The 26,931-nt window shown below is 33.4% G+C and carries 27 protein-coding genes, 2 tRNA genes, 1 rRNA gene and 1 riboswitch; of the genes, 3 read left to right on the top strand and 27 right to left on the bottom strand.

The genetic code is table 11. From position 1 onward, the window contains the following. Window positions 1-61 precede the first annotated feature (61 nt). The 19 genes from ACA31_RS07090 to ACA31_RS07000 all read right to left on the bottom strand — a co-directional run bounded on the left by ACA31_RS07090 (window position 62) and on the right by ACA31_RS07000 (window position 17,578). Window positions 62-1,614: ribosomal RNA gene (locus ACA31_RS07090) — 16S ribosomal RNA — on the bottom strand. A 141-nt stretch (window positions 1,615-1,755) separates the two neighbouring features. Further along, window positions 1,756-1,829: transfer RNA gene (locus ACA31_RS07085), tRNA-Gly, on the bottom strand. 26 nt (window positions 1,830-1,855) lie between these two features. After that, window positions 1,856-1,938, bottom strand: a tRNA-Leu gene (locus ACA31_RS07080). A gap of 358 nt (window positions 1,939-2,296) precedes the next feature. After that, entirely contained in the window at window positions 2,297-2,752 is a 456-nt protein-coding gene (locus tag ACA31_RS07075; protein ID WP_057512642.1) for a SprT family protein, read from the bottom strand. Beyond that, window positions 2,742-4,895, bottom strand: a complete 2,154-nt coding sequence (locus ACA31_RS07070; protein WP_057512641.1) for a Tex family protein — start codon at window positions 4,893-4,895, stop codon at window positions 2,742-2,744. Before ACA31_RS07070 ends, ACA31_RS07075 begins: the two co-directional genes overlap by 11 nt. A 176-nt stretch (window positions 4,896-5,071) precedes the next feature. Continuing rightward, window positions 5,072-5,842 carry an RNA polymerase sigma factor SigB gene (gene sigB, locus ACA31_RS07065; protein ID WP_057512640.1) on the bottom strand — a complete coding sequence of 257 codons (771 nt, stop codon included), beginning with the start codon at window positions 5,840-5,842 and terminating at the stop codon, window positions 5,072-5,074. Next, the gene (gene rsbW, locus ACA31_RS07060) at window positions 5,817-6,299 is read right to left on the bottom strand and encodes an anti-sigma B factor RsbW (protein ID WP_057512639.1); all 483 of its coding nucleotides are present in this window, start codon (window positions 6,297-6,299) and stop codon (window positions 5,817-5,819) included. The genes sigB and rsbW overlap by 26 nt, the downstream gene beginning before the upstream one ends. A gap of 1 nt (window position 6,300) precedes the next feature. Then, window positions 6,301-6,627 (bottom strand): anti-sigma factor antagonist, encoded by a 327-nt coding sequence (locus ACA31_RS07055; protein ID WP_057512638.1) that lies wholly within the window; start codon window positions 6,625-6,627, stop codon window positions 6,301-6,303. A gap of 79 nt (window positions 6,628-6,706) precedes the next feature. Beyond that, window positions 6,707-7,708 carry a SpoIIE family protein phosphatase gene (locus ACA31_RS07050; protein ID WP_057512637.1) on the bottom strand — a complete coding sequence of 334 codons (1,002 nt, stop codon included), beginning with the start codon at window positions 7,706-7,708 and terminating at the stop codon, window positions 6,707-6,709. 367 nt (window positions 7,709-8,075) lie between these two features. Further along, the gene (locus ACA31_RS07045) at window positions 8,076-8,438 is read right to left on the bottom strand and encodes a type II toxin-antitoxin system PemK/MazF family toxin (RefSeq protein ID WP_057512636.1); all 363 of its coding nucleotides are present in this window, start codon (window positions 8,436-8,438) and stop codon (window positions 8,076-8,078) included. Next, on the bottom strand, window positions 8,435-8,605 hold the full coding sequence (gene mazE, locus ACA31_RS07040) for a type II toxin-antitoxin system antitoxin MazE (RefSeq protein ID WP_002507108.1): 171 nt from the start codon (window positions 8,603-8,605) through the stop codon (window positions 8,435-8,437). Before mazE ends, ACA31_RS07045 begins: the two co-directional genes overlap by 4 nt. Before the next feature lie 87 nt (window positions 8,606-8,692). Further along, window positions 8,693-9,841 (bottom strand): alanine racemase, encoded by a 1,149-nt coding sequence (gene alr, locus ACA31_RS07035; protein WP_057512635.1) that lies wholly within the window; start codon window positions 9,839-9,841, stop codon window positions 8,693-8,695. Between the two features lie 123 nt (window positions 9,842-9,964). Then, window positions 9,965-10,315 (bottom strand): holo-ACP synthase, encoded by a 351-nt coding sequence (acpS, locus tag ACA31_RS07030; RefSeq protein WP_057512634.1) that lies wholly within the window; start codon window positions 10,313-10,315, stop codon window positions 9,965-9,967. A 32-nt stretch (window positions 10,316-10,347) separates the two neighbouring features. Next, a complete protein-coding gene (locus ACA31_RS07025) occupies window positions 10,348-10,887 on the bottom strand; it encodes a PH domain-containing protein (RefSeq protein ID WP_057512633.1) in 540 nt (179 codons plus the stop codon). Beyond that, on the bottom strand, window positions 10,880-12,385 hold the full coding sequence (locus ACA31_RS07020; RefSeq protein WP_057512632.1) for a PH domain-containing protein: 1,506 nt from the start codon (window positions 12,383-12,385) through the stop codon (window positions 10,880-10,882). Before ACA31_RS07020 ends, ACA31_RS07025 begins: the two co-directional genes overlap by 8 nt. After that, window positions 12,378-12,857: a PH domain-containing protein gene (locus ACA31_RS07015; RefSeq protein WP_057512631.1), complete on the bottom strand. Its 480-nt coding sequence runs from the start codon at window positions 12,855-12,857 to the stop codon at window positions 12,378-12,380. Before ACA31_RS07015 ends, ACA31_RS07020 begins: the two co-directional genes overlap by 8 nt. Before the next feature lie 224 nt (window positions 12,858-13,081). Then, window positions 13,082-14,605 (bottom strand): degradosome RNA helicase CshA, encoded by a 1,524-nt coding sequence (gene cshA, locus ACA31_RS07010; RefSeq protein ID WP_057512630.1) that lies wholly within the window; start codon window positions 14,603-14,605, stop codon window positions 13,082-13,084. Between the two features lie 534 nt (window positions 14,606-15,139). Then, complete coding sequence (locus ACA31_RS07005) at window positions 15,140-16,495, bottom strand: UDP-N-acetylmuramoyl-tripeptide--D-alanyl-D-alanine ligase (RefSeq protein ID WP_057512629.1); 1,356 nt, start codon at window positions 16,493-16,495, stop codon at window positions 15,140-15,142. 12 nt (window positions 16,496-16,507) lie between these two features. After that, on the bottom strand, window positions 16,508-17,578 hold the full coding sequence (locus tag ACA31_RS07000; protein ID WP_057512628.1) for a D-alanine--D-alanine ligase: 1,071 nt from the start codon (window positions 17,576-17,578) through the stop codon (window positions 16,508-16,510). Window positions 17,579-17,852: 274 nt separating this feature from the next. On the opposite strand from ACA31_RS07000, the gene rodA reads away from it, so the two are divergent. Next, window positions 17,853-19,049, top strand: a complete 1,197-nt coding sequence (gene rodA / locus ACA31_RS06995) for a rod shape-determining protein RodA (RefSeq protein ID WP_057512627.1) — start codon at window positions 17,853-17,855, stop codon at window positions 19,047-19,049. Between the two features lie 166 nt (window positions 19,050-19,215). Here rodA and ACA31_RS13275 read toward each other — a convergent pair whose 3' ends face one another. The 3 genes from ACA31_RS13275 to csoR all read right to left on the bottom strand — a co-directional run bounded on the left by ACA31_RS13275 (window position 19,216) and on the right by csoR (window position 20,090). Continuing rightward, complete coding sequence (locus ACA31_RS13275) at window positions 19,216-19,356, bottom strand: Lmo0850 family protein (protein WP_002507098.1); 141 nt, start codon at window positions 19,354-19,356, stop codon at window positions 19,216-19,218. 213 nt (window positions 19,357-19,569) lie between these two features. Beyond that, window positions 19,570-19,782, bottom strand: coding sequence for a putative copper chaperone CsoZ (gene csoZ / locus ACA31_RS06990; RefSeq protein WP_057512626.1), 213 nt, complete (start codon window positions 19,780-19,782; stop codon window positions 19,570-19,572). 14 nt (window positions 19,783-19,796) lie between these two features. Continuing rightward, window positions 19,797-20,090: a copper-sensing transcriptional repressor CsoR gene (csoR, locus tag ACA31_RS06985; protein WP_057512625.1), complete on the bottom strand. Its 294-nt coding sequence runs from the start codon at window positions 20,088-20,090 to the stop codon at window positions 19,797-19,799. Window positions 20,091-20,233: 143 nt separating this feature from the next. On the opposite strand from csoR, the gene cls reads away from it, so the two are divergent. Together cls and ACA31_RS06975 are read left to right on the top strand one after the other, a co-directional pair. After that, window positions 20,234-21,718, top strand: a complete 1,485-nt coding sequence (gene cls / locus ACA31_RS06980) for a cardiolipin synthase (protein ID WP_057512624.1) — start codon at window positions 20,234-20,236, stop codon at window positions 21,716-21,718. A gap of 145 nt (window positions 21,719-21,863) precedes the next feature. After that, window positions 21,864-22,514, top strand: coding sequence for an HD domain-containing protein (locus tag ACA31_RS06975; protein ID WP_057512623.1), 651 nt, complete (start codon window positions 21,864-21,866; stop codon window positions 22,512-22,514). A gap of 70 nt (window positions 22,515-22,584) precedes the next feature. Here the strand turns inward: ACA31_RS06975 and yidC are convergent, their stop codons facing one another. From yidC to tenA, 5 genes are all read right to left on the bottom strand, one after another. Continuing rightward, window positions 22,585-23,454 carry a membrane protein insertase YidC gene (gene yidC / locus ACA31_RS06970; RefSeq protein WP_057512622.1) on the bottom strand — a complete coding sequence of 290 codons (870 nt, stop codon included), beginning with the start codon at window positions 23,452-23,454 and terminating at the stop codon, window positions 22,585-22,587. An 87-nt stretch (window positions 23,455-23,541) separates the two neighbouring features. Beyond that, a complete protein-coding gene (thiE, locus tag ACA31_RS06965; RefSeq protein ID WP_057512621.1) occupies window positions 23,542-24,180 on the bottom strand; it encodes a thiamine phosphate synthase in 639 nt (212 codons plus the stop codon). Beyond that, window positions 24,180-24,971: a hydroxyethylthiazole kinase gene (gene thiM, locus ACA31_RS06960; RefSeq protein WP_057512643.1), complete on the bottom strand. Its 792-nt coding sequence runs from the start codon at window positions 24,969-24,971 to the stop codon at window positions 24,180-24,182. Before thiM ends, thiE begins: the two co-directional genes overlap by 1 nt. After that, a complete protein-coding gene (gene thiD, locus ACA31_RS06955) occupies window positions 24,964-25,785 on the bottom strand; it encodes a bifunctional hydroxymethylpyrimidine kinase/phosphomethylpyrimidine kinase (protein ID WP_057512620.1) in 822 nt (273 codons plus the stop codon). The genes thiM and thiD overlap by 8 nt, the downstream gene beginning before the upstream one ends. Then, a complete protein-coding gene (gene tenA, locus ACA31_RS06950; protein WP_057512619.1) occupies window positions 25,778-26,467 on the bottom strand; it encodes a thiaminase II in 690 nt (229 codons plus the stop codon). Before tenA ends, thiD begins: the two co-directional genes overlap by 8 nt. 78 nt (window positions 26,468-26,545) lie before the next feature. Further along, window positions 26,546-26,645, bottom strand: a riboswitch (TPP riboswitch). Window positions 26,646-26,931: the final 286 nt, after the last annotated feature.

The following is a 26,931-nucleotide window of genomic DNA, read 5'->3' as shown; positions in this document are numbered from 1 at the left end:
CAATATGTCAATGTCATTCCTTCTCATCTTCTCAAGGAAGATGTTCCGAATATATCCTTAGAAAGGAGGTGATCCAGCCGCACCTTCCGATACGGCTACCTTGTTACGACTTCACCCCAATCATTTGTCCCACCTTCGACGGCTAGCTCCATAAATGGTTACTCCACCGGCTTCGGGTGTTACAAACTCTCGTGGTGTGACGGGCGGTGTGTACAAGACCCGGGAACGTATTCACCGTAGCATGCTGATCTACGATTACTAGCGATTCCAGCTTCATGTAGTCGAGTTGCAGACTACAATCCGAACTGAGAACAACTTTATGGGATTTGCATGACCTCGCGGTTTAGCTGCCCTTTGTATTGTCCATTGTAGCACGTGTGTAGCCCAAATCATAAGGGGCATGATGATTTGACGTCATCCCCACCTTCCTCCGGTTTGTCACCGGCAGTCAACCTAGAGTGCCCAACTAAATGCTGGCAACTAAGTTTAAGGGTTGCGCTCGTTGCGGGACTTAACCCAACATCTCACGACACGAGCTGACGACAACCATGCACCACCTGTCACTTTGTCCCCCGAAGGGGAAGGCTCTATCTCTAGAGTTTTCAAAGGATGTCAAGATTTGGTAAGGTTCTTCGCGTTGCTTCGAATTAAACCACATGCTCCACCGCTTGTGCGGGTCCCCGTCAATTCCTTTGAGTTTCAACCTTGCGGTCGTACTCCCCAGGCGGAGTGCTTAATGCGTTAGCTGCAGCACTAAGGGGCGGAAACCCCCTAACACTTAGCACTCATCGTTTACGGCGTGGACTACCAGGGTATCTAATCCTGTTTGATCCCCACGCTTTCGCACATCAGCGTCAGTTACAGACCAGAAAGTCGCCTTCGCCACTGGTGTTCCTCCATATCTCTGCGCATTTCACCGCTACACATGGAATTCCACTTTCCTCTTCTGTACTCAAGTTTCCCAGTTTCCAATGACCCTCCACGGTTGAGCCGTGGGCTTTCACATCAGACTTAAGAAACCGCCTACGCGCGCTTTACGCCCAATAATTCCGGATAACGCTTGCCACCTACGTATTACCGCGGCTGCTGGCACGTAGTTAGCCGTGGCTTTCTGATTAGGTACCGTCAAGATGTGCACAGTTACTTACACATTTGTTCTTCCCTAATAACAGAGTTTTACGATCCGAAAACCTTCATCACTCACGCGGCGTTGCTCCGTCAGACTTTCGTCCATTGCGGAAGATTCCCTACTGCTGCCTCCCGTAGGAGTCTGGACCGTGTCTCAGTTCCAGTGTGGCCGATCACCCTCTCAGGTCGGCTACGTATCGTCGCCTTGGTAAGCCATTACCTTACCAACTAGCTAATACGGCGCGGGTCCATCTATAAGTGATAGCAAAACCATCTTTTACTTTAGAACCATGCGGTTCCAAATGTTATCCGGCATTAGCTCCGGTTTCCCGAAGTTATTCCAGTCTTATAGGTAGGTTACCCACGTGTTACTCACCCGTCCGCCGCTAACTTCAAAGGAGCAAGCTCCTTATCCGTTCGCTCGACTTGCATGTATTAGGCACGCCGCCAGCGTTCATCCTGAGCCAGGATCAAACTCTCCATAAATGAATTATGATGTTTGATTAGCTCATAAAATACTAATTTGTGTGTTATCTCTAACACGTTTGAACCAACAATTTAATGTTGCGTTCGGAATTAACGTTGACATATTGCAATTCAGTTTTCAATGTTCATTAATGCTTCTATTGGAGCGGGTGATGGGAATCGAACCCACAACATCAGCTTGGAAGGCTGAGGTTTTACCATTAAACTACACCCGCATATTAATTATATGTAATATTTTTGATGCGGCCAAGAGGATTTGAACCTCCACGGGATTTCTCCCACTAGGCCCTCAACCTAGCGCGTCTGCCGTTCCGCCACGGCCGCTCGCAAAACGGTTTGTTTATTAAGTTAACATTTAATATTGTAATATATTTTTAATATCTTGTCAACATGTTTTTAAAGTTAATTTAATAAAGTTAATACTTACTTAACTCAATTGCCTATTAATTTCGCAACGTTTATTATCTTATAATATATTCGTGTCATCGTCAACAGAAAAAGCAAACAAAAATGAGTAAAATGATCTAGTTATATGTTGCATTTAACTATTGATGTTAAAATACACATTAAAAATCACTTAAATAGGTCTTTCTCACTTGAATTCCACCTTTATTTTTACTTCAAAATAAAAAAAGCGAGCTAAAATCAATATTTTTAGCTCGCCTTTTTATAATAACTATTATTATTGCAAAATATCATGTTGAATCAATTTACCTTTACAATGTCCACACGCCATTTTTTTCGTGTTTACTTTTCGTATTCTCGGAAATCGGGCACCGCATGTATCACATTTATAAATATACTTTGCTCGGTCTTCATATTTTTCTACTGCTGAACAGAACCTTGGAGCACCTGTTAACTTACTCAACGCTTTAAAATCCTTATCCTTGTGTTGATATCCCTTTCCTTGTATATGCAAATGATAATGACACAATTCATGTTTAATAATATCTTCAACTGCTTTTTCACCAAATTTAGTATACTGCTTATCGTTAATTTCAATATTATGAGAATGTAATAAGTAGCGACCACCTGTAGTTTTTAAGCGTTTATTAAAATAAGCTTTATGTTTAAATGAACGCTTAAAGTAAGTTTCAGATATAGTCTCCGTTAATCTTTGGAGAGTATCATTGTCCATGTGGATCAATCATAGTTAATGATACCTTACCTTTTTTGTCATCAATATCAAGTATCCAGACATCTACAATATCTCCAACACTAACAATATCCATTGGGTTCTTTACAAACTTCCTAGACAGTTTAGAAACATGTACAAGCCCATCTTGTTTGACTCCAATGTCTACAAAAGCACCAAAATCCACAACATTTCTAACTGTACCGCTTAGTTTCATATTTTTTGATAAATCTTCGATTGATAAGACATCTGATTTTAGAATAGGTGTTTCAAATTCATCGCGTGGATCCCTATTTGGGGCAATCAACGATTTTATAATATCTTCTAATGTCGGTTGACCTATATTCAATTTTTCAGCCATTTCTTCAGTATTTAAGTGATTTAATGCTGATTTCAAATTTTCTGTGCCAAGATCTTCAGCTTTCATATTGATTTCGTTTAACAATTGATACGTTGCTCTGTAACTTTCAGGGTGAATTGAAGTATTATCTAATGGTTCACTACCATCGATGATTCTTAAAAATCCAATACTTTGCTCAAATGTTTTAGCACCTAAACGCTTAACTTTCGCAATGTCTTTGTTATGTTTGATTGCTCCGTTTTCTTCGCGATAGTTGATTATGTTTTGTGCAATCGTTGGTGATAGTCCAGAAACATATTGGAGTAGTGAACGTGAAGCTGTATTAACATCCACACCTACTTGGTTCACTGCTGTTTCAACCACAAATGTTAATGCTGCTTCAAGCGCTTTTTGATTAACGTCATGCTGATATTGACCTACACCAATTGATTTAGGATCGATTTTAACAAGTTCACTCAATGGGTCTTGCACTCTTCTACCAATTGAAACTGCACTACGTTCTTCAACTTGGAAATCCGGAAATTCTGTTCTAGCGACTTCTGATGCAGAATATACTGACGCGCCCGCTTCATTCACAATAATAAATTGCACCTTCAAATGATGTTCTTGAATCATAGATGCTACAAATTGTTCAGTTTCACGACTAGCCGTCCCGTTGCCTATTGCGATAAGTTCTACATCATAATCTTTAACAAATTTAACGAATATTTTTTCAGCATCTGATTTTTTATTAATTGGAGGATGCGGATACATCACGCCTTTTGCTACAAATGTACCAAATGGATTAATAACTGCAAGTTTGCACCCTGTTCTAAATGCTGGATCCACCCCAAGTATTTGTTTACCTTTCATTGGTGGTTGTAACAATAGATTCCTTAAATTTTCACTAAAGACATCGATAGCATGGTTTTCAGCTTTTTCTGTTAAATCTCCTCTTATCTCTCTTTCGATAGAAGGCATGATTAATCTTTTCAAGCTATCTTTAATCGCATCTTCAATTATATAATTGCCTTCATGATTTGTAGTTATTTCATTTTTGCGAATGAAGTTTTCAATGCCTTGTGTATCCATTTCTAATTTTACTGATAATACTTTTTCTTTTTCTCCACGGTTCATAGCTAAAACTCTATGATTGGCAATTTTTTTCACTGGTTCGCTGTAATCATAATACATTGAAAATGTTTCTTTTTCGTCTTCGGCATTCTTTTTCTTTTGTGTAATGATATTGCCATGTTGAAAAGTATCTTTAAGGATTTTAGTTCTATATTTAGGCGCATCCGAAACTAACTCGGCAATAATATCTTGTGCACCTTTTATAGCAGCTTCAATAGTTTCTACTTCTTCGTTTAAAAATTGTTGTGCCTTATTTTCTATTGTTGTATCTAAATTAGATTGTTTCAGCCATTTTGCGAATGGTTCTAAACCTTTTCTCTTAGCTTCTGTAGCTCTTGTTTTCTTTTTTTGTTTGAATGGTCTATATAAATCTTCGACACGTTGGAGTTTTGTTTGTTTTAAAATATCATTTTTTAAGTCTGCTGTTAATAAACCTTGTTCTTCTACATTATGTATAACTTCTTCTTTTCTTTTTTGAAGGTTAACCATATATTGGTATTCATCATCTATTTGTTTAATTTCTACTTCATCTAATCCACCTGTTTGCTCTTTTCTATAGCGAGCTATAAAAGGTACCGTATTTTTATCTTCTAGCAGTGATAACACTGAATTAATTTGCTTTGTTGTGAAATTGTATTTCACTCTTATAGATTGTATTAGATTACTATCCATAGAATCCTCCGCTCATTTGTTTCTCTTTTATTTTACTTTCTTTAACATTTTAACATATTTAATAGTAACCTCTATTCAAAACGTCATGCTTTAATTAAAGCGTTAGCCATCTATTATATAAATTAAAATAAAGCAGCTTCCTAATTTATAGGAAAGCTGCTTTATTTTTTATTCAATCATTGATTAGCTGCTTCTTGTAATTTCAAGATTGCTGTTCTTTGCAATCTTGAAACATGCATTTGGCTTAAACCAATTCTTTCTCCTGTTTCTTTTTGGCTTAAACCTTCAATAAATGTACATTGGATAATTTGTCTTTCTCTTTCATTTAATATTGGTAAAATTCTTTCTAATATCATACGTTTTTCTGTTAAATCATAGTTTTCATCTTGTTGACCCATAATATCTAGTAAAGTAACTGTAGAGCCATCTTTGTCTGCTTCAATCGAATGGTCAACACTTAACGCATTATAACTTTGACCCATTTCCATTGCTTCTAACACATCTTCCTCGTTTACTTCAAGACGATCCGCTATTTCTGCAATAGAAGGAGAACGTTCTAACTCATTCGTTAATTCATCAGTTACTTTTTTAATACGAGGTCCAATCTCTTTGATTCTTCTTGGTACGTGGACACTCCATGTCTTATCACGTAAATAACGCTTGATCTCACCAATGACCGTTGGTACTAAAAAGGCTTCAAACTTTCTATCAAAGGATAAGTCAAATCGGTTTATTGCACCAATCAAACCAACCATACCTACCTGAACGAGGTCTTCGTGATGAGATTGACCTTTTGAATATTTATACGCCAATGATTCGATTAACTTTCTATAATGTCTTACGAGTTTATCTTGAGCATCTTTATTTTCGTCATTTTGATGCTGTGTTATCCATTGGTTAATTTGTTCAGGTGATACATCATTAACTGATTTCGACTCTTTCGCCATTATTTCGCACCTGCTCTTTTTTAATATACTTTATCATACTGATTGTTACGCCTGATTGTTTATCGACTGTAACTTCATCCATTAAAGATTCAATTAAAAACAGACCAAGACCACCTTCTCTTAGGAAATCTATGTTTTCGTTTTCTTTATATGGCCCTAATTGTGCTTTTGTCTCTTCATAATCGAAACTTTCACCTTGATCTGAAATTATAATCTTGATTTTATCATCGAAAATTTCAAAGCATAGATTAATCGTTCCCACATCTTCTGGGTCATCTTTATATGCATGTTTTACTGCATTCGTCACTGCTTCGCTCACTGCAATCTTCGCATCTTCTATATCATCATATGAAGCACCTGCACGTGAAAAAACGCCTGACAGTGTTAAACGTATTAAACTCACATACTCTGCAGATGCTGGTAAACGCATTTCTATATAGTCCTGTTTAAGTTGCATGTTATTCGACCTCCGTTCCTTCATTAACATGCATCAAATCTTTTAATCCCGTTATATCAAATAGTCGACTTATTCGATCTGAAACACCTAATATATATAATTCTTTATCATGTTGATTTAGCGCTTTTAATGTACCTACGAATACGCCTAATCCCGTTGAATCCATGTAACTCACATTTTCTAAATTTACATGTAAATCATGAGTTCCTTCTTGTTTCATCGGCGCTAAAACTTCTTCTAGTTCTGGAACAGTATATACGTCTAGTTCTCCGCCAACTTTAACCTCGTAATGAGTATCATGCGTTACCGTTTCGATATTAAGATTCATAACATTACACTCCTAATTATAGTCTCATAATAGCTTTCATACCCTTAAATCAAATAACTTAACCTTAACTATGTTAAATCTAATTAACTCTTTTTATAATTAGAATTGTTAAATCATCTCTCTTATCAGGGTTTTGTATTTTCAAAATCGCTTCATATAAAAGTTGAACGATATCTTGTGGATGCATGTGCTTATATTTATGAATCATAGTTAAAAGATGGTTTTTATCTAAGAAATCTCCTGCTTCATTTCTAACTTCTGTAACACCATCTGTAAATATAATAACTAAGTCATCTAAATATACAGGGATTTCTTGTTGTTTATATCTAGTTTGCTCGCTGACACCTAACACTCTACCTCTAACGCTGATTTCTTCAAATTTTTCAGTCTCTGCTCTGTATACATATCCAGGTTCGTGTCCAGCAGAGCTACAATATAATAAATGATTTAACTCTTCATATAGTCCGTAAAACATCGTTACAAACATGTTCTGATTAACGTTTTTCTCTACTACCCGGTTGAGACGCTTTAAACCATCACTCGGAAGTTGAGAGTGACCATAAGAGTCCATGCCAAATTTTATCATACTCATTGCTAGTGCAGCTGGTATACCTTTACCTATAACGTCTGCCACTGCAAAACTCATCGTGCCATCTTTATGGTCTATTAAGTTAAAATAGTCACCACTTACTTTTTGCGCTGCTACTGATATAACACCGATTTGTATGCTATCAAATTGAGGAATATCCGTTTTAAGCATTGTTTGCTGCAAACGAGAAGCTAAATCAATCTCTTTATCGTGATATTGTAGACGGTTTACTAATTGTTGATAATCTCTATAACTATACCCAAACCCTCTTACTACTTCTTTAAGTACATTAAAAGTTTCAAAAATTTGAGTTTCATTTAAATTTAAGACTCTGACATAATCTCTATGAATTTCAACTATATCTTCTGGTAAGAAATCTCTTTTTATCACTGCATCAGTAAAGCTTTCACACTTTTTCATTAAATCTGTAGCATCTACAGTGTGTAAACTTTCGTCAATTAGCGCTTTATATTGATTTTTGAATTCTTTCATGTAGTAATTCCTCCTAAAAATACAAATATAAACCGCATACATCGGTTATAACATGTTTAAACATACTATGTATGTAAGTAAAAATATCTTTTATAATGAACGAGCCTATTCAAACTTTGTACGTGTTTGTATTCGTTGCTTGCTATAGATGATAAACTCGCTCCAAATACCTAAAAAAGCTTTAGGATAACCTAAAGCTTTTGAACTTAAAACATCCGACTCAAAGGTATTAAACCACAAAACTAAAACCCTTAATTTTCCAATAACAATTATATTGCTAATTAAGTGGTAATTACATGTTATAAGCAATCGATATATAATTCACTATTTCACTATTTTATTAATTATTTCTTATAACCTTTGAAAATCAAGATTTACTATTTCTAACATTATGTAATCCTAAGCTTATATCAATGGCAACATTAACTTCTTTCATTTTACTATCAGAAAGGTATGTTAATTTTTCTTTCAGCCTATTTTTATCTAAAGTTCTAATCTGCTCAAGCAGTATTACAGAATCTTTATCAAGCTTATATTTACTTTTTTCTATTTCTACATGTGTGGGTATTTTAGCTTTATTAATCCTACCAGTAATTGCAGCTACAATTACGGTAGGACTATATTTATTTCCAGTATCATTCTGTATGATAACGACAGGTCTTATTCCCCCTTGCTCAGACCCTTGAACTGGTGATAAATCAGCTAAATAAACGTCTCCTCTTCTCATCATTCATTGTTATTCTTAGAGCTGAGGTAAACTTCATTGCAATCACAAGCTTCACATTCAAATGGAAATGCTTCTGCTGCAAGGGAGAGATTTAAATCGGCCATTTGAGAATAGCCTTCTTTTAATAGTTGTTCAATACTATGGTTTCTGCTTTGATTAAAACTTGCCATGAATAAAGACCTCCATGTTACTAAAATAGAATATATTGAGATTCGTTGTTAGACTCATAATAACAAATTTTACATTAAGTGACTATACTATTTTAGTAATTCATTGCGAATTTCTAGGTCTTGCGTCCCATGATATATTCGAGGCAGCCTTCTATTCAGTCTACATAACACTTCATAATTAATAGTTTGTTGCTGTCGTCCCAGAGCCTCTGCTGATTGTGAACTATCACTATGGTGATCCATTATAATGACTTTATTACCTGCATTAACTTCTTCAGGAATTTTAATAATTGTTTGATCCATGCACACTTTTCCAATTACTTCGCATTGATGTCCATTCACATTTACACTAAATCCTGTCATCATTCTTGGATAACCATCTGCATATCCTACTGGAATAATTCCAATTTTTGTAGGTTTTTTTGCTGTATATATACTTCCATAACTCACAGATTCTCCAGTTTGCAATACTTTAGTTTGAACGACTTCACTAATCCATTGTGCACTTGGCTTTAAATGTACCTTCACTTTTGATTTAACGTACTCTGAAGGATAGTAACCATATAATGATATGCCGATTCTAACCGTATTACAAAACTGACTGTCTTTCATTAATGCACCTGCAGAATTTTGAGAATGTATGTAATTCGGCTTTTCTAATTGCTCAACAATTTCTTCAAAATATACTTGTTGTTTATTCATCGAATCACCTGGCTCATCAGCACATGCGAAATGTGTAAACACGCCCTCAAAAACTAAATGGGCATGTGATTGAATCAAATCAATGACTTCTTTGTACTCATCTACATTTTTTATTCCTAACCTACCCATGCCAGTATCTAATTTAGCGTGAAGCCATAAATCTTTTTTATTATCAGTTGCAATTTCTTCAATAGCTTCAGCGAGCCACACTTTAGATGGCACCGTAATTGCTACACGATGTTGAATTGCTTTGTTTATGTTATATGTTGGAATAACTCCAAGTACAAGAATTTTTGCATTAATTCCATGCATACGAAGTTCAATTGCTTCATCTAATGTTGCAACTGCGAAAAACTCAGCCCCATTTTCCATTAATTGACGTGCAATTTTAATGCTACCAAGACCGTAACCATTCGCCTTGACTACCGGCATAACTGTTTTATTCGGGTGTAATGTTTGAAATACTTGAAAATTTGAAACAATAGCATTTAAATCTACGTTCAAGTACGTCGATCTATAATACTTATCAGACATTAAGCATATACCTCCTATTTCAATAAATAACTTTCGCTAGTTTTATACAATAACTCAATTTTATAACAATGATGATAGGATAACCAAATTAAACATACTAAAATATCGAAAAAATTCAATAAATTAAAGTTCTAAAATAACTTGGCTCATGGCATAATGTTCTGTATGTGTAATACTTACATGTACTTTAAAGCCTTCATAAGCAATACAAGGCTTGCCATTTTCATCGTTGAAACAGTCAATATCATTAAATGCTACTGTTTTACCCAGTCCCGTGCCTAATGCTTTACTAAAAGCTTCTTTACAAGCAAATCTACCTGCAAGAAATTCCATTTTACGTTGTTCATTTTTGAAACAATTAAACTTTTGTTGTTCATTGATAGTTAATATACGTTCTAGCAATTTATCTTGTCTGCTATAAAGATTTTCTATTCTTGTTATCTCTATTAAATCTATACCTATACCGTGTATCATAAATCTCCCCTCAATCATATAAAGATTATGATTTATTTTAAATTAATCTCATCTTTAGGATATTCAATATCTGAAACTTCATTTTCAGTTGCTTCAATTGTTTTATTAACATTTTTTATTTTGTACTTTAATGTAGATGCTATATCTTTGTCGATAAGTTTAAGCTCAGTATTCCCCCCTGCTGTCGATAATGTTAAACTTGCTAATTTATATTTGCGCATTAGAATACCTTCGTGTGTATCGACATTTTGAATTCTGAATAACGGAATTTTAATTACTGAGACAAACCACAATCCATTTCTTACAATGATTTCATTTCCATCTAGCTTATACCTAAAAATTCGATACCGGTATGTAGGAATTAAAATAGCACCCAGCAACAATTGAATTACGATAATAATTACACCAACAATTAAGACCCACATCAACGTTTTAGAATTAAACCATTCCAACCACATTGTATTAACAATATATATAGCTGCTAGAATTAATACAAATATCGTAGTTACGATATATGCCGAGAGACGCATGACTTTTTTTCCAGATCTATCCATATAATTATATTCATTCATGAGGCTCACCTCTCAAATACCAATTTTGAAGTGTTTCAACTTCTTTATAATTATTAAATTTCAAGCCCACAGATTCATTACCTGCAGCTTTTGCAATGATAAAATTGAAATTACCTAAGTCACTCTTAATTAAAAATGGATTTCGTTTAATTTCCATACCTAATATTTTATCATGCTTAAAATACGTGTTTTTGAATCCAAATATAGTTACATTGCGTACCACAAGTTCATCATTTCGTACTTTTAATCCAGATGATTTAATAACTATAAGGCTATGGATAATTAGTAGTAAAATCATAACAGCTGCAATAAGAAATGACCAAGATGACCAAAAATAATTAACGATAGTTGCAATCACTAGCAAAATGACTGTTTCTTGCCAAAAGTACCTATGGAAACCTCTCCAAGGCATACCCTGTTTCGCATTTTCAAACGCCATACTGGGAATAAGTGTTTTAATGATTTCAAATGCTTTTTTGCGTTTAATAAAAGGTAAAATCATAACATTTCCATCTAATGAAATATCACCTTTATCATTACCATTCATATCGCTCGTAATCACAAAATGTATAGACGTAAAACCGAATAGCTTTCTTAAGAGAGATTGTTTTTCGACTACAGCTTGAACTCTATCAGTTGGCACTGTGATGCTTTTAACATTGAATAAACCATATCGAATATTCAATTGATTATCATTTTGTGTCACTGTGTAATTATAGTTTTTTATAATTACTATCAATGTACCCAGTATATAACTTACGATAACGATAGTCGCAATCATTATTAACACAACCACAAAAATCGCTTGTGAAAACCGAGCAAATTCATCAGTGAGCCATTCCCATGGTATCACTTCTGAAAAGGCACCAATTATCGGTGAGATTGCTGCAAACGCCACACCTATTGCCCCACTCGTTAATGCCATAAACAGTAATTCTTTAAAATTAAGCTTATATAAACGCACCGGTTGTGATCGTTGTTCTGGAATATCTTCATTATCCTCTTGTTCAGGTATTCTAGTTAAATCTGGTTCTTCATTTTTACTAGTTAATTCTTGCTGCTTTTCTTTAATCGTATGTTGTATTAATTCACTTTGTTTTTTAGAAATAGTGTCCAAATCAATACCATCACTCGGTGTTTTGATTTGTAATTTCACGCCACCTACGATTTGATTTATAATCCCTTGTGATGTATCTAATGTTTGTATACGACGGATATTAAGTTCTTTTCTTTCTTTAGTAAAGATACCAGTTGCTAAAATAAAATGGTCATTTTCAATCCAATATGTCGTGTTATATACTTTTAATACTTGTGCTACAAATGAAAATAAAAAGAAAGCAAAAACGATAGCTGGAAATATGTATGAAGTTATACTTGTAAAATCAAAATCCTGAATATTAAATACTAAAAAAATAATAATTAAAAAGATATTTTGCTTAATAGCTTCAATAACACCAGTTAAATAAGAAATGGGATGTAACTTTTGAGGATTATACATCAAAATCAGCTCCTCTCAAGTAGTTGCGTGTTAGTAATTCGAATGACTCCGCATCATCTGTAGACATCAGCGGAAAACTAACTTTGTGACCAGCAGTAATTAATGTAGTTTTTGACAGTCCCATTTTTTTCAAAATAGGGTTATTCTGTCTTTCAATAAACTGTGTGCGTTCTAATTTTACTATTTTTTTAGATTTAAAAAAATAATCATATTTTACCTCTATATAATTTCCCTTTATTCTATAATATGTGTATTTAAATTTAATCCAGGGTCTAATCAATAAACACACAAAACCAAGCACTATAAAAGCAACGATTAAATATACAATAAAATGCCACCAATTAAAATGACTCCATAAAAATATTAAAATAACCGAAACGATCAAACTAACAATAAATTCTAGTCCTTCGATTATGTAGTAGTACTTCATAACTTGTTTAGGACTTCTCTTAAATAGTTGGTCGTTAGTCATATATACACTCCTTAATTAAGATTTAAATTTATTATAACATAGCTTTTACAGTCATTTCATTGTTCGTTTAAAACGTATAAATATCTTTTTATATTTTAAATATATTGCGCTTGACATTTATTATTCATCATAAGTTTTATGATAATTTTCTCAAAAAGTGCAAAAAAATCATTCCACGTAAATGGAATGATTAAACCTAAATTTCATATATGATAAATTATTTTTTATTTTTGGTGGTCGGCGAACGTGCGACCTTTCATTGATTTCTTGTTGTTATTGTTTCTGTCAGAAGATTTTTCATTCTTCTTATTATTGTTGAATCCGCCTTTTGAACGACGATTTTTGTTATCAAATTTATTATTGCCACGTTTATTGTTGCTTTGACCGCCACGTTTTGGTCCGCGGCCTTGACGACCACCTTTACCACGAGATAATGGTTTTTCAAATGTTAATTGAACATCAACTTCGTCATTTGATTCAACCAATTCTTGTAATAATGAAGCAACTAAATCAACATCACTATATTCTTCAATTAATTCTGAAGCAATACGTTGTAATCTTGGTTCATTTTCTCTAGACATCCACTTTTCAACTTTACCTTTAATATCGTTTTCACGTGCTTTAAGCACTTCTTTACGATGAGGTGGTCTCATTGCAGTCATTTGTCTCTTATTTGCTTGTTCAATTTGACGGATGTAATCCATTTCAATTGGGTTCACAAATGTGATTGCTATACCTTTTTTACCAGCACGACCAGTACGGCCGATTCTGTGTGTATAACTTTCAGTATCTTGTGGAATATCAAAGTTATAAACATGACTTACGTTTGAAATATCAAGTCCTCTTGCTGCAACGTCTGTTGCAACTAAGATATCTAATTGATCATTTTTGAATTTTTTCAATACTTCCAAACGTTTCGCTTGAGTAATATCACCATGTAAACCTTCAGCTTTGTATCCTTTAGAGATTAACGCACTTGTTAATTCATCTACACGACGTTTTGTACGTCCGAATACAATAGCTAATTCTGGTTGATGTACATCTAATAGATTCGTAAATGTATCGAATTTTTCTAATTCTTTTACGATTGTATAGTATTCTTCGATTTGTGGATTAGACATTTCATTATTCATTGTTTTAACAATTACTGGTGTTTTCATGAATTGTTGAACTAATGTTTGAATAGCTTTTGGCATTGTAGCTGAAAACAGCATTGTTTGACGTTGTGAAGCTGGAATTTTATCCATGATAAATTTCATATCATCGATGAAGCCCATGTTCATCATTTCATCCGCTTCATCTAATATAAGCGTATGAATATCATTAGTTTTTAATGTACGACGGTTAAGGTGATCAATCACACGACCTGGCGTACCTACAACGATTTGCGGTCCTTTTTTAAGCGATTTGATTTGACGGTCGATCGGCATACCACCAAATACAGTAACAACTTGTACGTTTTGACCTTTAGCAAATTCTCTGATTGATTCAGCTACTTGCATAGCTAATTCTCTTGTTGGTGCAAGGATTAATGATTGTACTCCTTCTTGGCCTGCCACTTTTTCAACTAGTGGAATACCAAACGCGCCAGTTTTACCTGTACCTGTTTGCGCTTGACCAAGAACGTCTTTGCCTTCTAAGGCAAGAGGGATACTCTCTTTTTGTATAGGAGTGGCGTCATCGAACCCCATTGATGCTAGGGTTTCTGCCATCTTATCTGAGAGCCCTAATTCTTTAAATTTTTGCAATATAATTCTCCTTTATTTATCTGTATTTCTATACATATATGTTCACTTAAGTTTCTTCAACTTCTTAATAGTACCACCTCAAGTATATAATCGCAATAAACCAAAATTGATTAAACGCAATAACTTTACCTATTTTTAAATATTTTAAAACACCAAAAATACCGAAATATATAGGTTGTAAGCGTTTAACTTTCTTTCATAAACTTACTTTATACTCTCTAAAAAAATTTATTAATTTATTTATTCTGTTAATTGTCAGAATATTTTACTTATGAGATATGGTTTATTCACCCCTTATTTAACTTAAAATTAGGAACTTCTATAACTGAACAATGCATTGGAACCGCAATTAAGCTTAACTGTATACTTCTTTTATGAAACATCGTTTTTTCGATATGAGTATATCAGTTACATACAAGTATTCCTAATTTATAAATATTTGTTTTCTTATATAAGATTTCCCTTTTTTAGCAAAATAAAAACCAGTTGTTAGATTTCTAATCGAATTCTAACAGCTAGTTATTTAGTTAATGTTTAAATTAATGATTCGACAACCTCTTCTAATTTCATTCCTCTAGAACCTTTGACTAATATTTTATCGCCAGATCGAACATAGGCTTGTAAAGTTGTTATCAAAGCTTGCTTATCGTCGTAATGTTCTGCCTGTGTTACATAAGCTTTGCCCATGTTGCTAATATAATTTGAAGCTTGCCCAAAAGTAAATAATGCATCGATATTTTTACCTTCCAAGTATCGACCTACATTTTCATGCATAATCTGACTATCTGGACCTAACTCTAAAACATCTCCAAGTACAATGATTTTTCTACCTTTCATTACTGAAAGGGTATCAATTGCTGCTTTCATACTTGTAGGACTCGCGTTATATGCATCATTAATTACTAATTTATTGTCACTGGTATAATGTTGTTCCATTCTCATACCTGTAAGTTCTACTTTACGTAGATTATTAAATATTGTGTCATAACTTAAGCCTAATCTTTTACCAACAGCGATAGCGATTGTTGCATTCTTCATATTATGTTCACCTAAAATTGGTAATTCGAATCTCTCTTCTCCGTTAATATTAAATGCGATACCTGTGTTTTCAATATCTTCAATCTGACAAACGAGTGTGTTGTCGTTGTCTTTACCAATACTTACTATATCTGCATCTTCTATTTTCGTAACGTGAGACTCTAATAATGGCTCATCACCATCATAAATAAAGACGCCATTTGCGCTTAATCCTATTGTAATCTCAGCTTTAGCTTGGGCAATACCCTCTCTAGAACCTAAATCTTGCATATGTGATTCACCAATATTAGTAATTACCGCTATATTAGGTTTCGCTAATTTTGACAATAACTCAATTTCATTGAATCCTGACATTCCCATTTCTAAAATTGAAATCTCAGTATCTTGATCTAATTCTAATATTGTTAAAGGTAAGCCGATTTCGTTATTATAATTGCCTTGTGTTTTTTTAACTTTAAACTGTGGTTTTAAAACACTTTCAATCATATCTTTGGTAGTCGTCTTACCATTTGATCCTGTTACTGCAATGACTTGGGGCCCAACAAACTCTAAATAAGCTTTAGCTAATTGTTGTAATGCTTTAAGTGTATTCTCAACCCATATCACTGGACCGTCTATGTTTTCATCTAAAGTTACATCTGTTTGATGAAATACTGCACCTGCGCCATCCTTCAATGCTTGTGCGACGTATTTATGTCCATCTACATTTTCACCTTTAAATGGGATGAATAAATTTTGATTATTGATTACACGTGAATCAATAGAAACACCTTTAATCGTATGATCTAAATATTCATTATCAATGTCACATGGAATCCAGTCTTGGATTTGTTCTAAAGTTACTTCAATCATTATTCATTCGCCTCAGTCAATTTTGTATTTATTTTGTTTCTTATCTTCATGCTTTTCTTTTGCTAATTCAATTAATCTTTCAATCAATTCAGCATATGTTACGCCCATATTTTCCCAAAGTCTTGGATACATACTATAAGCAGTAAAACCTGGCATCGCATTTGTTTCATTAATAAAAATTTGATTGTCTTCCGTGACAAAGAAATCCGCTCGTAACAAACCAGAACAATCTGTCGCTTTAAATGCTTCGACAGCCATATTTCTTAATGTTGTTTGCACTTCTTCATCTAAATCAGCAGGAATATCTAATTTTATTTTTCCATCTTTGTACTTCGCTTTATAATCATAGAATGCTACCTCTTTAATTACTTCACCTGGCGCAGTAGTTTTAGGATAGTCATTACCAAGTACAGCTACTTCTATTTCTCTCGCATCAATACCTTGTTCAATTACTAATTTACGATCAAATTGAAGTGCTTCTTCAATACCAACTTTCAATTCTTCTTCATTATTACATTTACTAATACCAACACTAGAACCTAAGTTTGCTGGTTTTACAAATACTGGATATTCTAACTTGTCATGTACAAGTTTCAAAATATTATTTTCATATTTATGATATTCGCTTCTTAAAAAACTCACATAAGGTAGTTGAGGTAATCCTCTATGTGCGAATAATTGTTTCATAACAAGTTTATCCATCGAACTTGAGGCAGCTAAAACACCGTTTCCTACATATGGTATATCTAATACTTCAAATAAACCTTGAATTGTACCATCTTCACCATTCGGTCCATGTAATACTGGGAAAACTGCACTATAGGCGTTCCCTGTGCTACCAATACTAAGTAGTTGAGAGATTTCACCTGCAGCAACATCTGTTAAACGTAAAGTGTCTATTTCATTTATAGTGTCTACGATATTTTCTTTCTTTTTCCAGTCACCTTCATTTGTTATGTAAATGATGTCTATTTGATATTGATCCTTATCGATTGCGTTCAAGACATTTTGTGCTGTTAATATTGAAACATCGTGTTCCGCGCTTTTTCCTCCGTATACGATACATACATTTTCTTTAGCCATACTTTATCCTCCATATACAATTCTTAAATTACATCATATCACGATTCAATATTTTTTTGCATTTGTTAAGTAGTATAAAAACTTTTTATTTTTCAATTTAGTAAATGGCACTTTACTATGCACTAAAAGTAAGCACTTTAACTCATCAATATATGGTTATCTTATTATAATTTTTCAATTTGGCACCCTACTTCTAGCAATATACATTAAAGTTCGGTAAAATCTATATATATTACAAAGTTAAAGAAAACTAAGCTTTTCAAAGGAGTAAGAAATGAGTACTTCACGTCAATTAAAAAACAATCATTGGATACGACGGGTCGACTGGACTTTAGTAGGCTTCCTCGTATTGTTAGCAATTATTAGCGTAACGATAATCAATTCAGCTATGGGTGGTGGCCAATATAGTGCCAACTTTAGCATTAGACAAGTTCTGTATTATGTTTTTGGTGGATTCATAGCATTTTTAATCATGTTAGTTTCACCTAAGAAACTAATGAAATATACATATTTACTGTACTTTCTTCTGTGTGCAGCCTTATTTATATTAATCATTATTCCAGAAACACCGTTCACACCTATTATAAATGGTGCGAAAAGTTGGTATAAACTCGGTCCAATCAGCGTACAGCCTTCAGAATTTATGAAAATAGTGTTGATATTAGCGCTTGCTAAACTAATTTCAAAGCATAATCAATTCACTTTCAATAAATCATTGGAGACAGATTTTAAATTACTACTGAAAATTTTTGGTATTTCCATTATTCCTATGGGTCTTATCCTACTGCAAAATGACTTGGGTACAACACTCGTTATTTGCGCCATTATTGTTGGCGTAATTATAGTAAGTGGTATCACATGGAAAATAATTGCACCATTATTTATCGCAGTATTTGTCTTAGCATCAAGTATCATCTTATCTATTATTTTCAAGCCATCCCTTATAGAGAATAGTTTAGGCATTAAAACCTATCAACTCGGACGTATCAGTTCATGGCTAGATCCTTATACTTATAGCAGTGGCGACGGCTATCATTTAACAGAGTCACTTAAAGCTATTGGATCTGGTCAACTATTTGGTAAGGGATTCAATCAAGGTGAAGTATATATCCCTGAGAATCATACTGATTTCATTTTCTCTGTTATTGGAGAAGAGTTTGGATTCATTGGCTCAGTCATTTTACTTCTAGTGTTCTTAGGATTAATGTTTCACTTAGTTAGACTTGCGACTAAAATAGAATTACCATTCAGCAAATTATTTATTGTTGGATACACAGCACTGATTCTATTCCACGTTTTACAAAATATAGGTATGACAATACAGTTATTACCTATTACTGGTATTCCATTACCATTTATAAGCTATGGTGGTAGTTCCTTATGGAGTTTAATGTGTGGTATTGGTGTATTATTATCCATCTCTTATCATCAACCAAAACAGTACTCACCTGACGTTCAAAAACTAGATTAAGAATGAAGTCACTTTATATTTCTACTTCTAACCAAAAGAACTGTTACAATCATCTCAATGATCGTAACAGTTCTTTTTTCATCCCATTTATTTAATAAAATAACTTCTATGTATAACAAAAAACGACTAGAGCACACTGCTCCAATCGCTTATTTGGGTAACTTTACTATTTCAATTCGTTAGCGGCTTTCACAGTTGTCGGCAAAGTTTGCATAACTTCTAGTCTTGATTTCGTTTTCTTTATGTTTACCCCTAATGATGATAATAGTTTAACTACATTTTGAATCTTTTCGTTATCTTTACTCATATCATCACCCCTAAATTACTTGCTTCTACTATATCTTACCCTATCTAATTACAAAATACTACATTATATTCAAAATTTTTTTATTATAATCAAATATTTAGTTAATTTTATTGTATAATTACATTGTAAAAACAGTTTTTCTTTGTGAAATAAGTTTTTTAAAATAACAAAAAACACTTAAAATGAAAGTATGATCTTTTTCAATATTTCATTTTAGTATAAAATTTCATATCCCAAATCATAAATTTCTTTTTCTAAATTATTTAAACTTGCTGGGGTTTCAAAATCAATGAAAATTTTGCCATTATTGCTTTCTATTTCTACGTTAACTTGGTGTACACCGTGTAATTGCATAAGCCACTGTTTGATATGTTTTTGTTGTATCTCATTTTCTATACCAGAAATATAAATTACTTTTCTTCCCACTACATTCACCTTGCCTAATCTTTCATTAATTTTTGAAACGTAACCAACAGTTCTTCCATAGCTTCTTGTTGTTGTCCTTGCTCTACTTTATCCATAATACAACTTTTCATATGATGGTCTAGTAATTTAGTAGCAACACCATTTAAAGCAGATCGAGTAGCTCTAATTTGTGTGAGCACGTCATCACAATATACATCTTCATCTACCATGCGATTTATCGCTCTCACTTGTCCTTCTATCCGATTTAATCTTGATTTTAAATTAGATTTAATTTGTTCTGAGTGATGCGCTTTTTGTATTTCCGCCATATAATACACGCCTCCTAATAATTTAAATTATATGATATACCCCTAGGTGGTATTAGTCAAATGATAAAACCTTATTTCCATGTTACAATAACTATGACTTTTATAGTATTTTAAATAACTGAAATGCATTTTGGAGGTTTAATATGATAGATATATTTTCTTTAACGTTTAACAATACAAACGTTATTCTTAACATCATTTTTATTGGAGCATTTATATTAAACCTAATCTTTGCCTTTACAATTATTTTTATGGAACGCCGTTCAGCTGGCTCTGTATGGGCGTGGCTGTTAGTTCTAGTTTTCATCCCCATATTAGGCTTTATCATCTATCTACTGTTTGGGCGACAAATTCAGCGCGACCGTATCTTCACCTTAGATGAAGAAGATAAAATTGGCATTGAAATGATTGTTAATGAACAATTAGAAGCTTTAAAAAACGATGAATTTTCAAAAGGTAATCATCAAATTGTTAAATTTAAAGATATGGTTCAAATGTTGTTATACAATAATGCTGCCTTTTTAACAACAGACAATGATATTGATATCTTTACAGATGGTAAAGATAAGTTTTATGCACTTATTAAAGATATAAACGAGGCAAAGGATTATATCCATATTCAATACTATATCTTTAGAAATGATAACTTGGGTAAACGTATTTTAACAGCGCTCGAACAAAAGCTTGAGCAAGGATTAGAAGTGAAAATGCTTTATGATGACATGGGCTCACGTAGTTTATCACTTAAAGATTTTAAATCATTTCGAAAAAAAGGTGGCAAAGTTGAAGCCTTTTTTCCTTCTAAATTACCATTAATCAATTTAAGAATGAACAACCGAAATCACCGAAAATTAGTAATTATTGATGGACATATCGGCTACATTGGCGGTTTTAACGTTGGTGATGAATATTTAGGATTAAAGAAAAAATTTGGTTACTGGAGAGATACACATTTACGAATCGTTGGCGATGCTGTCAATGCACTTCAATTACGATTTATGCTCGATTGGAATGTTCAATCAACACGTGATAATTTGAAATACGCTGAACGTTATTTTCCTGATGTAGATTCTGGAGGTACAATTGGTGTCCAAATAGCATCTAGTGGGCCAGATGAAGAATGGGAACAAATCAAATATGGTTATTTGAAAATGATTACTTCAGCTAAACAATCTATTCATATTCAATCTCCTTATTTTATCCCAGATCAATCATTCTTAGACGCGATAAAAATCGCAGCTTTAGGTGGCGTTGATGTGAATATCATGGTCCCTAATAAACCTGACCATCCGTTTGTATATTGGGCTACCTATAATAACGTAGCATCACTTTTAGATGCTGGCGCAAATATTTTCCATTACGATAATGGATTTTTACATTCAAAAATACTACTTATCGATGACGAAGTTGCGAGTGTCGGTACTACAAACATGGATCATCGAAGCTTTACTTTAAACTTTGAAGTTAATGCTTTTATTTATGACACATTCATAACAAAAGAACTTAAAGCTACTTTTGAAAAAGATTTAGCCGTATCCTATCGACTAACAAAAGAGCAGTATGAGAAGAGAAGTTTGTGGATTAAATTTAAAGAAGGTATTGCAAGACTCTTATCACCTATTTTATAGTCAGCTTTTCCAGGTGGGCCGGGACGACGACATCTATTTAGAAACATTAGATTTATGTCCCACTCCCCTTCTTTATTATAAAGTGAATGATCATATTAAATCACTAACTTATATAACTTTATTTCTATGGAAAGGGGGCGTTTAGATGAATACGCAAGAGATAGTCAATTCAGCGCAAATATATATGAAATCATTTCATGAAAATGATACAACTGGCCACGATGTCGCTCATGTGTTGCGTGTCGTCAAAATGGCAAAACACATTGCTCAACAAGAGCAAGTTGGAAATTTATTAACCATTCAACTAGCTAGTTTATTACATGATACGGTTGACGCAAAACTGACTGATGCTAGCAAAGCAAAGCATAAATTAAGACAATTTTTGACTCAACTTCATATACCAATACAACAGCAAGATGCTATTCTGCATATTATTGAACATATGAGTTATAATAATGGAGAAAATAATGATATTTCCATATCATTGGAAGGCCAAATTGTACGTGATGCTGATCGCCTCGATGCTCTCGGTGCAATTGGCATCGCTCGTACTTTCCAATTTGCCGGCCATTTTGAAGAGCCCATGTGGATAGAAGGAGAAAACCATGATAATTTATCTAACAAAGAGATTGATAATGATGCTTTGCCAGCATCAGCTATTAAGCACTTTTATGAAAAATTGTTTAAACTTAAAGATTTAATGCATACACCAACCGCTAAACGGCTTGCACAACAAAGGCATGAATATATGGAAGTATTTATAACTCAATTTTTTAATGAATGGTATTTCAATTAATACAAAAAAGTCGTCGTAGTTTTAAACTACGACGACTTTTCATTACAAATTTGTTTAGGATTCAAAAAAATTATTTTTTATTATTTTTCTTAGAAACAACTTGTGTGTTTTTACCTTTGCTCGCTGTTTCAGCTTTATTTTTCTCCATAGCTTCAATCATCGGTGCAACTTCTTTTTTAGCAAGTTTAGAATAATGCATATTCGCTACTTGTGTTTGCGCAATCAAGAATGCAGCACTGACTGACCAGTATAGACCTAATGCTGATGCAGAACTTAATGAAATCCACACAATCATAATTGGTGAAATAATCATCATCATATAACCCATTTGACGCTGTTCGTTTGGCATACTCTTACTTGAAACATAAGCTTGTAAGAAGTATAAGACACCTGCTATAATCGTAATCCAAATATCTGGTTGAGCTAAATTAAACCATAAGAAATCAGGGTGTTCAGTGAAACCACCACTTGAAGGATATTTCAATACGAAGAAAAGTCCCATGATGATTGGCATTTGAAGCAAGATTGGTAAACAACCTAACATGCTCTTCATCGGATTCATATCATATTTCTTGTAAACTTCCATCATTTCTTGGTTAGCAGCCATTTTTTCTTCTTGCGTACGTGAACGCTTAACCTTTTCTTGAATTGCATCAATATCTGGTTTAGCAACTTTCATTTTTTCACGCATCATGTGACTGTTTTTATAATTCGATAACATGAATGGTAATAATATGATACGCATCGCCAATACAATGACAATAATTGCTAGTCCATAGTCGTTATTAAAACTAGTTCCTAACCAATGTATAAGATTGTCCATTGGATTTACGAACGTATTATAGAAAAACCCATCTCTACTTTCAGGTTTAGAGTAGTCACAACCTGCTAAAAAGACCATTACACCTAATAATAAAGGGAGTAGCGCTTTCTTCTTCATTTTTCCACCTCTAATGATTTATTCACATAGAATTTATTTTATCATACTCGTAGGGAAGTAGAAAACAAAAAAGGAAATTTTTATACATTATTCAACAGTTTGTAAAAAATGTCTTACTGATTCAGTAATATTTTGACTTTGAGCAATAGCCGAAATAATTGAAACACCATCTGCCCCAGCTTGAATTATAGCTGGAGCATTATCTAAATTGATGCCACCAATCGCAACAATCGGATAATCATTAACGTAATCCCTTAATTGTGTTATCATTTCTGGACCAACTGGCAAACTTGCGTCGTCTTTTGATGACGTAGCAAACATTGGACCGACACCTATATAATCAACATATTTCAAATCAGAATTTTGGTATTCATCTACATCACCTACACTCAGACCAATAATTTTATTTTCAAATTGTTGAGCAAATTTATTCACTTCTAAATCATTTTGACCTACATGAACACCATCTGCATCAATATCCTTAGCTAAACTCACATCATCATTTACTATAAAAGGTACATCGTATTGATGGCATAGCGAAAGTAATTGTTTTGCCAACATTATTTTATCATCGCCAACTAACGCATTCTTCCCTTTCTCTCTAAACTGAAATAATGTTATACCTGCTTCTAAAGCTTCAGTTACAACATCAATGATCGATTCACCTTCTATAATATCTTGTGTTCCGCAAATAAAATAAAGTTTTAGGTTTCTTTTATCAAACATTATTGCACCTCTTGACTGCGTATTAAATTCAAATAGTCATTATATGTGACTTGATATAAAGCATTCATTAATTCAACTATAAATGCACCTGGTCCTTGATTATTTGAAATCTTTTCGGCATGTTCGGCAGCAATATTATATATAGCAACTGCTTCTACCAATTGGTTTAATTCTGGTTGCTGGTTGGATTTTAGAAAGCTAGCTATCACAGCACCTAATAAACAGCCTGCACCTGTCACTTTTGTAAGCATAGGCGATCCATTAGTAAGTTTCAAAATTTTATCTTCGTGTACTACAATATCTTCTTTACCTGTGATAACAATCGCTGTCCCAAATTGTATATGAGCTTTTTCAGCAATATTCATAGCATCCAGATTCATATCGCTATCTGTACCTTTCATCTGTGTATCATTATCAATAAGTGTTAAAATTTCTGATGCATTACCTTTAATAACTGCTACTTTCACTTCACTTAAAAACGCATCACAAAAATCTTTGCGATATTGTGATGCACCTACAGCAACAGGGTCAAAGACAATTGGTGTTCCAATCTGATTAGCTACCTTCGCAATTTTCAAAATGTCTGACTCTCTATCTTTAGTCAATGTGCCAATATTAATCAGTAAAGCATTCGCGTGTGTTAACATATCTGACGCTTCCTCTGGTGCTTCACTCATTGCAGGACTTGCACCTAAACTTAATAAGCCATTTGCTGTAAAATTTTTAACCACATCGTTTGTATAACAAATAACTAATGGGTTATTATTTCTGAGTGCTTCTAAATTATTCATCATCTAATCCTACCTCTTTCATATATGCAAAATGATTCACTGGTCCTCTACCTTGACCAATTTCAGGTGTGTGTTTAATACTTAAAGAAACGAACTGTTTTGCTTTTTTCACTGCTTCATATATTGTTTTGCCTTTTGCTAATTCGGCAGTAATTACTGCCGAAAAAGTACATCCTGTACCATGCGTATGTTTTGTATCAAATCGGGTTTCTTCAAAAGTACATACATTTTCTTTAGTGAATAAATAATCTTTAGCGAAGTCTAAATCCTCTGAATGTCCACCTTTGATTACAACACCTTTACTGCCAATTTCATTAATGAAAATGTTACCTGCTTTATAAATAGATGATTCATCTTGTATCGTTAATCCTGTTATTTCCTCTGCTTCTGGCAAGTTTGGTGTTGCAACAGCAGCATAAGGCAACAAGATGTTTTGCAAGTCAACTTTAGCATCCTCATCCATCAATGAGTCACCACTTTTAGCTAACATTACAGGATCAATGACATAAGGAATCTCTGGATATTGCTTTAAATAATATTGTATTAATTCCATCATTTCTTTTGAAGCAATCATGCCTGTTTTCAACGCATGGGGCCACTCATCATCAAATATGCTTTCTAATTGCTCGGACAACCAACTTGTTTCTATGTTATGAATATGTTGAACGCCTTTTGTGTTTTGCGCTACGATACTCGTAATCGCAGCCATACCGTATACGCCACAAGCATGAAATGATTTTAAATCTGCCATGACGCCTGCGCCGCCAGTTGGATCTGTACCTGCTATAGTTAAAGCAATTTTAGGTTTATTCATTATTAACCCCTCCATAAGTCCATTCTTCTTCTGTGAATGACATATTAAAAAAATTACGCTCATGAACTGTACTTTGTAAGAAACAATCTTTTATGTCAGCTTTCTCTTGTTTCGTACAATTTTGTGTCAATTTATCCATTAAATTATCAAAAATATGCACAAGTTCATCCATTTCAGTACTATAAAATTCAAACCATCTTGCCAAAATAGAGTTGGTATTCAAAGTACGATCTTGTAACGCTTGTTGTGCAATAATTTGATATACGTATGGACAAGGTGCCATGGCAGCAATTGTATATGCTGCATTTTCTTTAGCAAAAGCATTAAAATACATATGCTTAATATAGTGATCGCCGCTCGGTGGCCAAACTTTTTCTTGTACTATTTCATTGTAAGGTTCATTTACATATTCAGCCAATATTTCGTGTGCCTCTACTTCTCCATCAACAATAAATTGTATCTGCTCAACTAAAAATTTCACATCTTCCATTTGCTCCATTTTAGGTATAAGTAATGCGTAAATATTAGCAAACTCTTTTAAGTATGATGCATCTACTCTTAAATAAAATTTAGTAGCATCTTTCGATAATTGACCTTGTAACATTCCTTGTATAAATGGGTCATTATAAATGTAATCAATGATTGGTTTGGCATCTGTTTTTAACTCTTTTGAAAATAACACGTTTAGTCCTCCTAAATATAAAAAAACTACATTCCAAGTAAGAATGTAGTTAATTAATAGAAAGGCTAAGCAATTCAATTATAAATTAAACTACTTTCCTACGTTGGCATTAACCAAATCAGGTCGTAAGGGTCTGAACTAAATCATCTCAGCCATACAGGCTCCCCTAGTAGATTTTCATATATTATTATTTATTTAAACATAACAAATGTAGTGTGATATTGCAAAAGAACGTACTTCAATAAAGATACTATGTTGTAAACATGATTGATATTGTACAGTAGATAACTACAATATACGGTTGTGGCAGTAGATTGTATGCAAAAAGGCCAACAAAGTCTAAGACTTTGTTGGCCTTTTTCTATATTACTTATAATTAATTACTGACTAAATTATGCAGTAACCCATTGTGAAGCGCCTGCAGATTCGTAAAGATCCATTGCTGCTTGATCTTGTACTGATTC

Source organism: Staphylococcus sp. NAM3COL9, from assembly GCF_001431205.1.
Taxonomy (GTDB): domain Bacteria; phylum Bacillota; class Bacilli; order Staphylococcales; family Staphylococcaceae; genus Staphylococcus.
The sequence above is the reverse complement of the archived record's forward strand: the minus strand, read 5'-3'. Positions and strand labels throughout refer to the sequence as shown.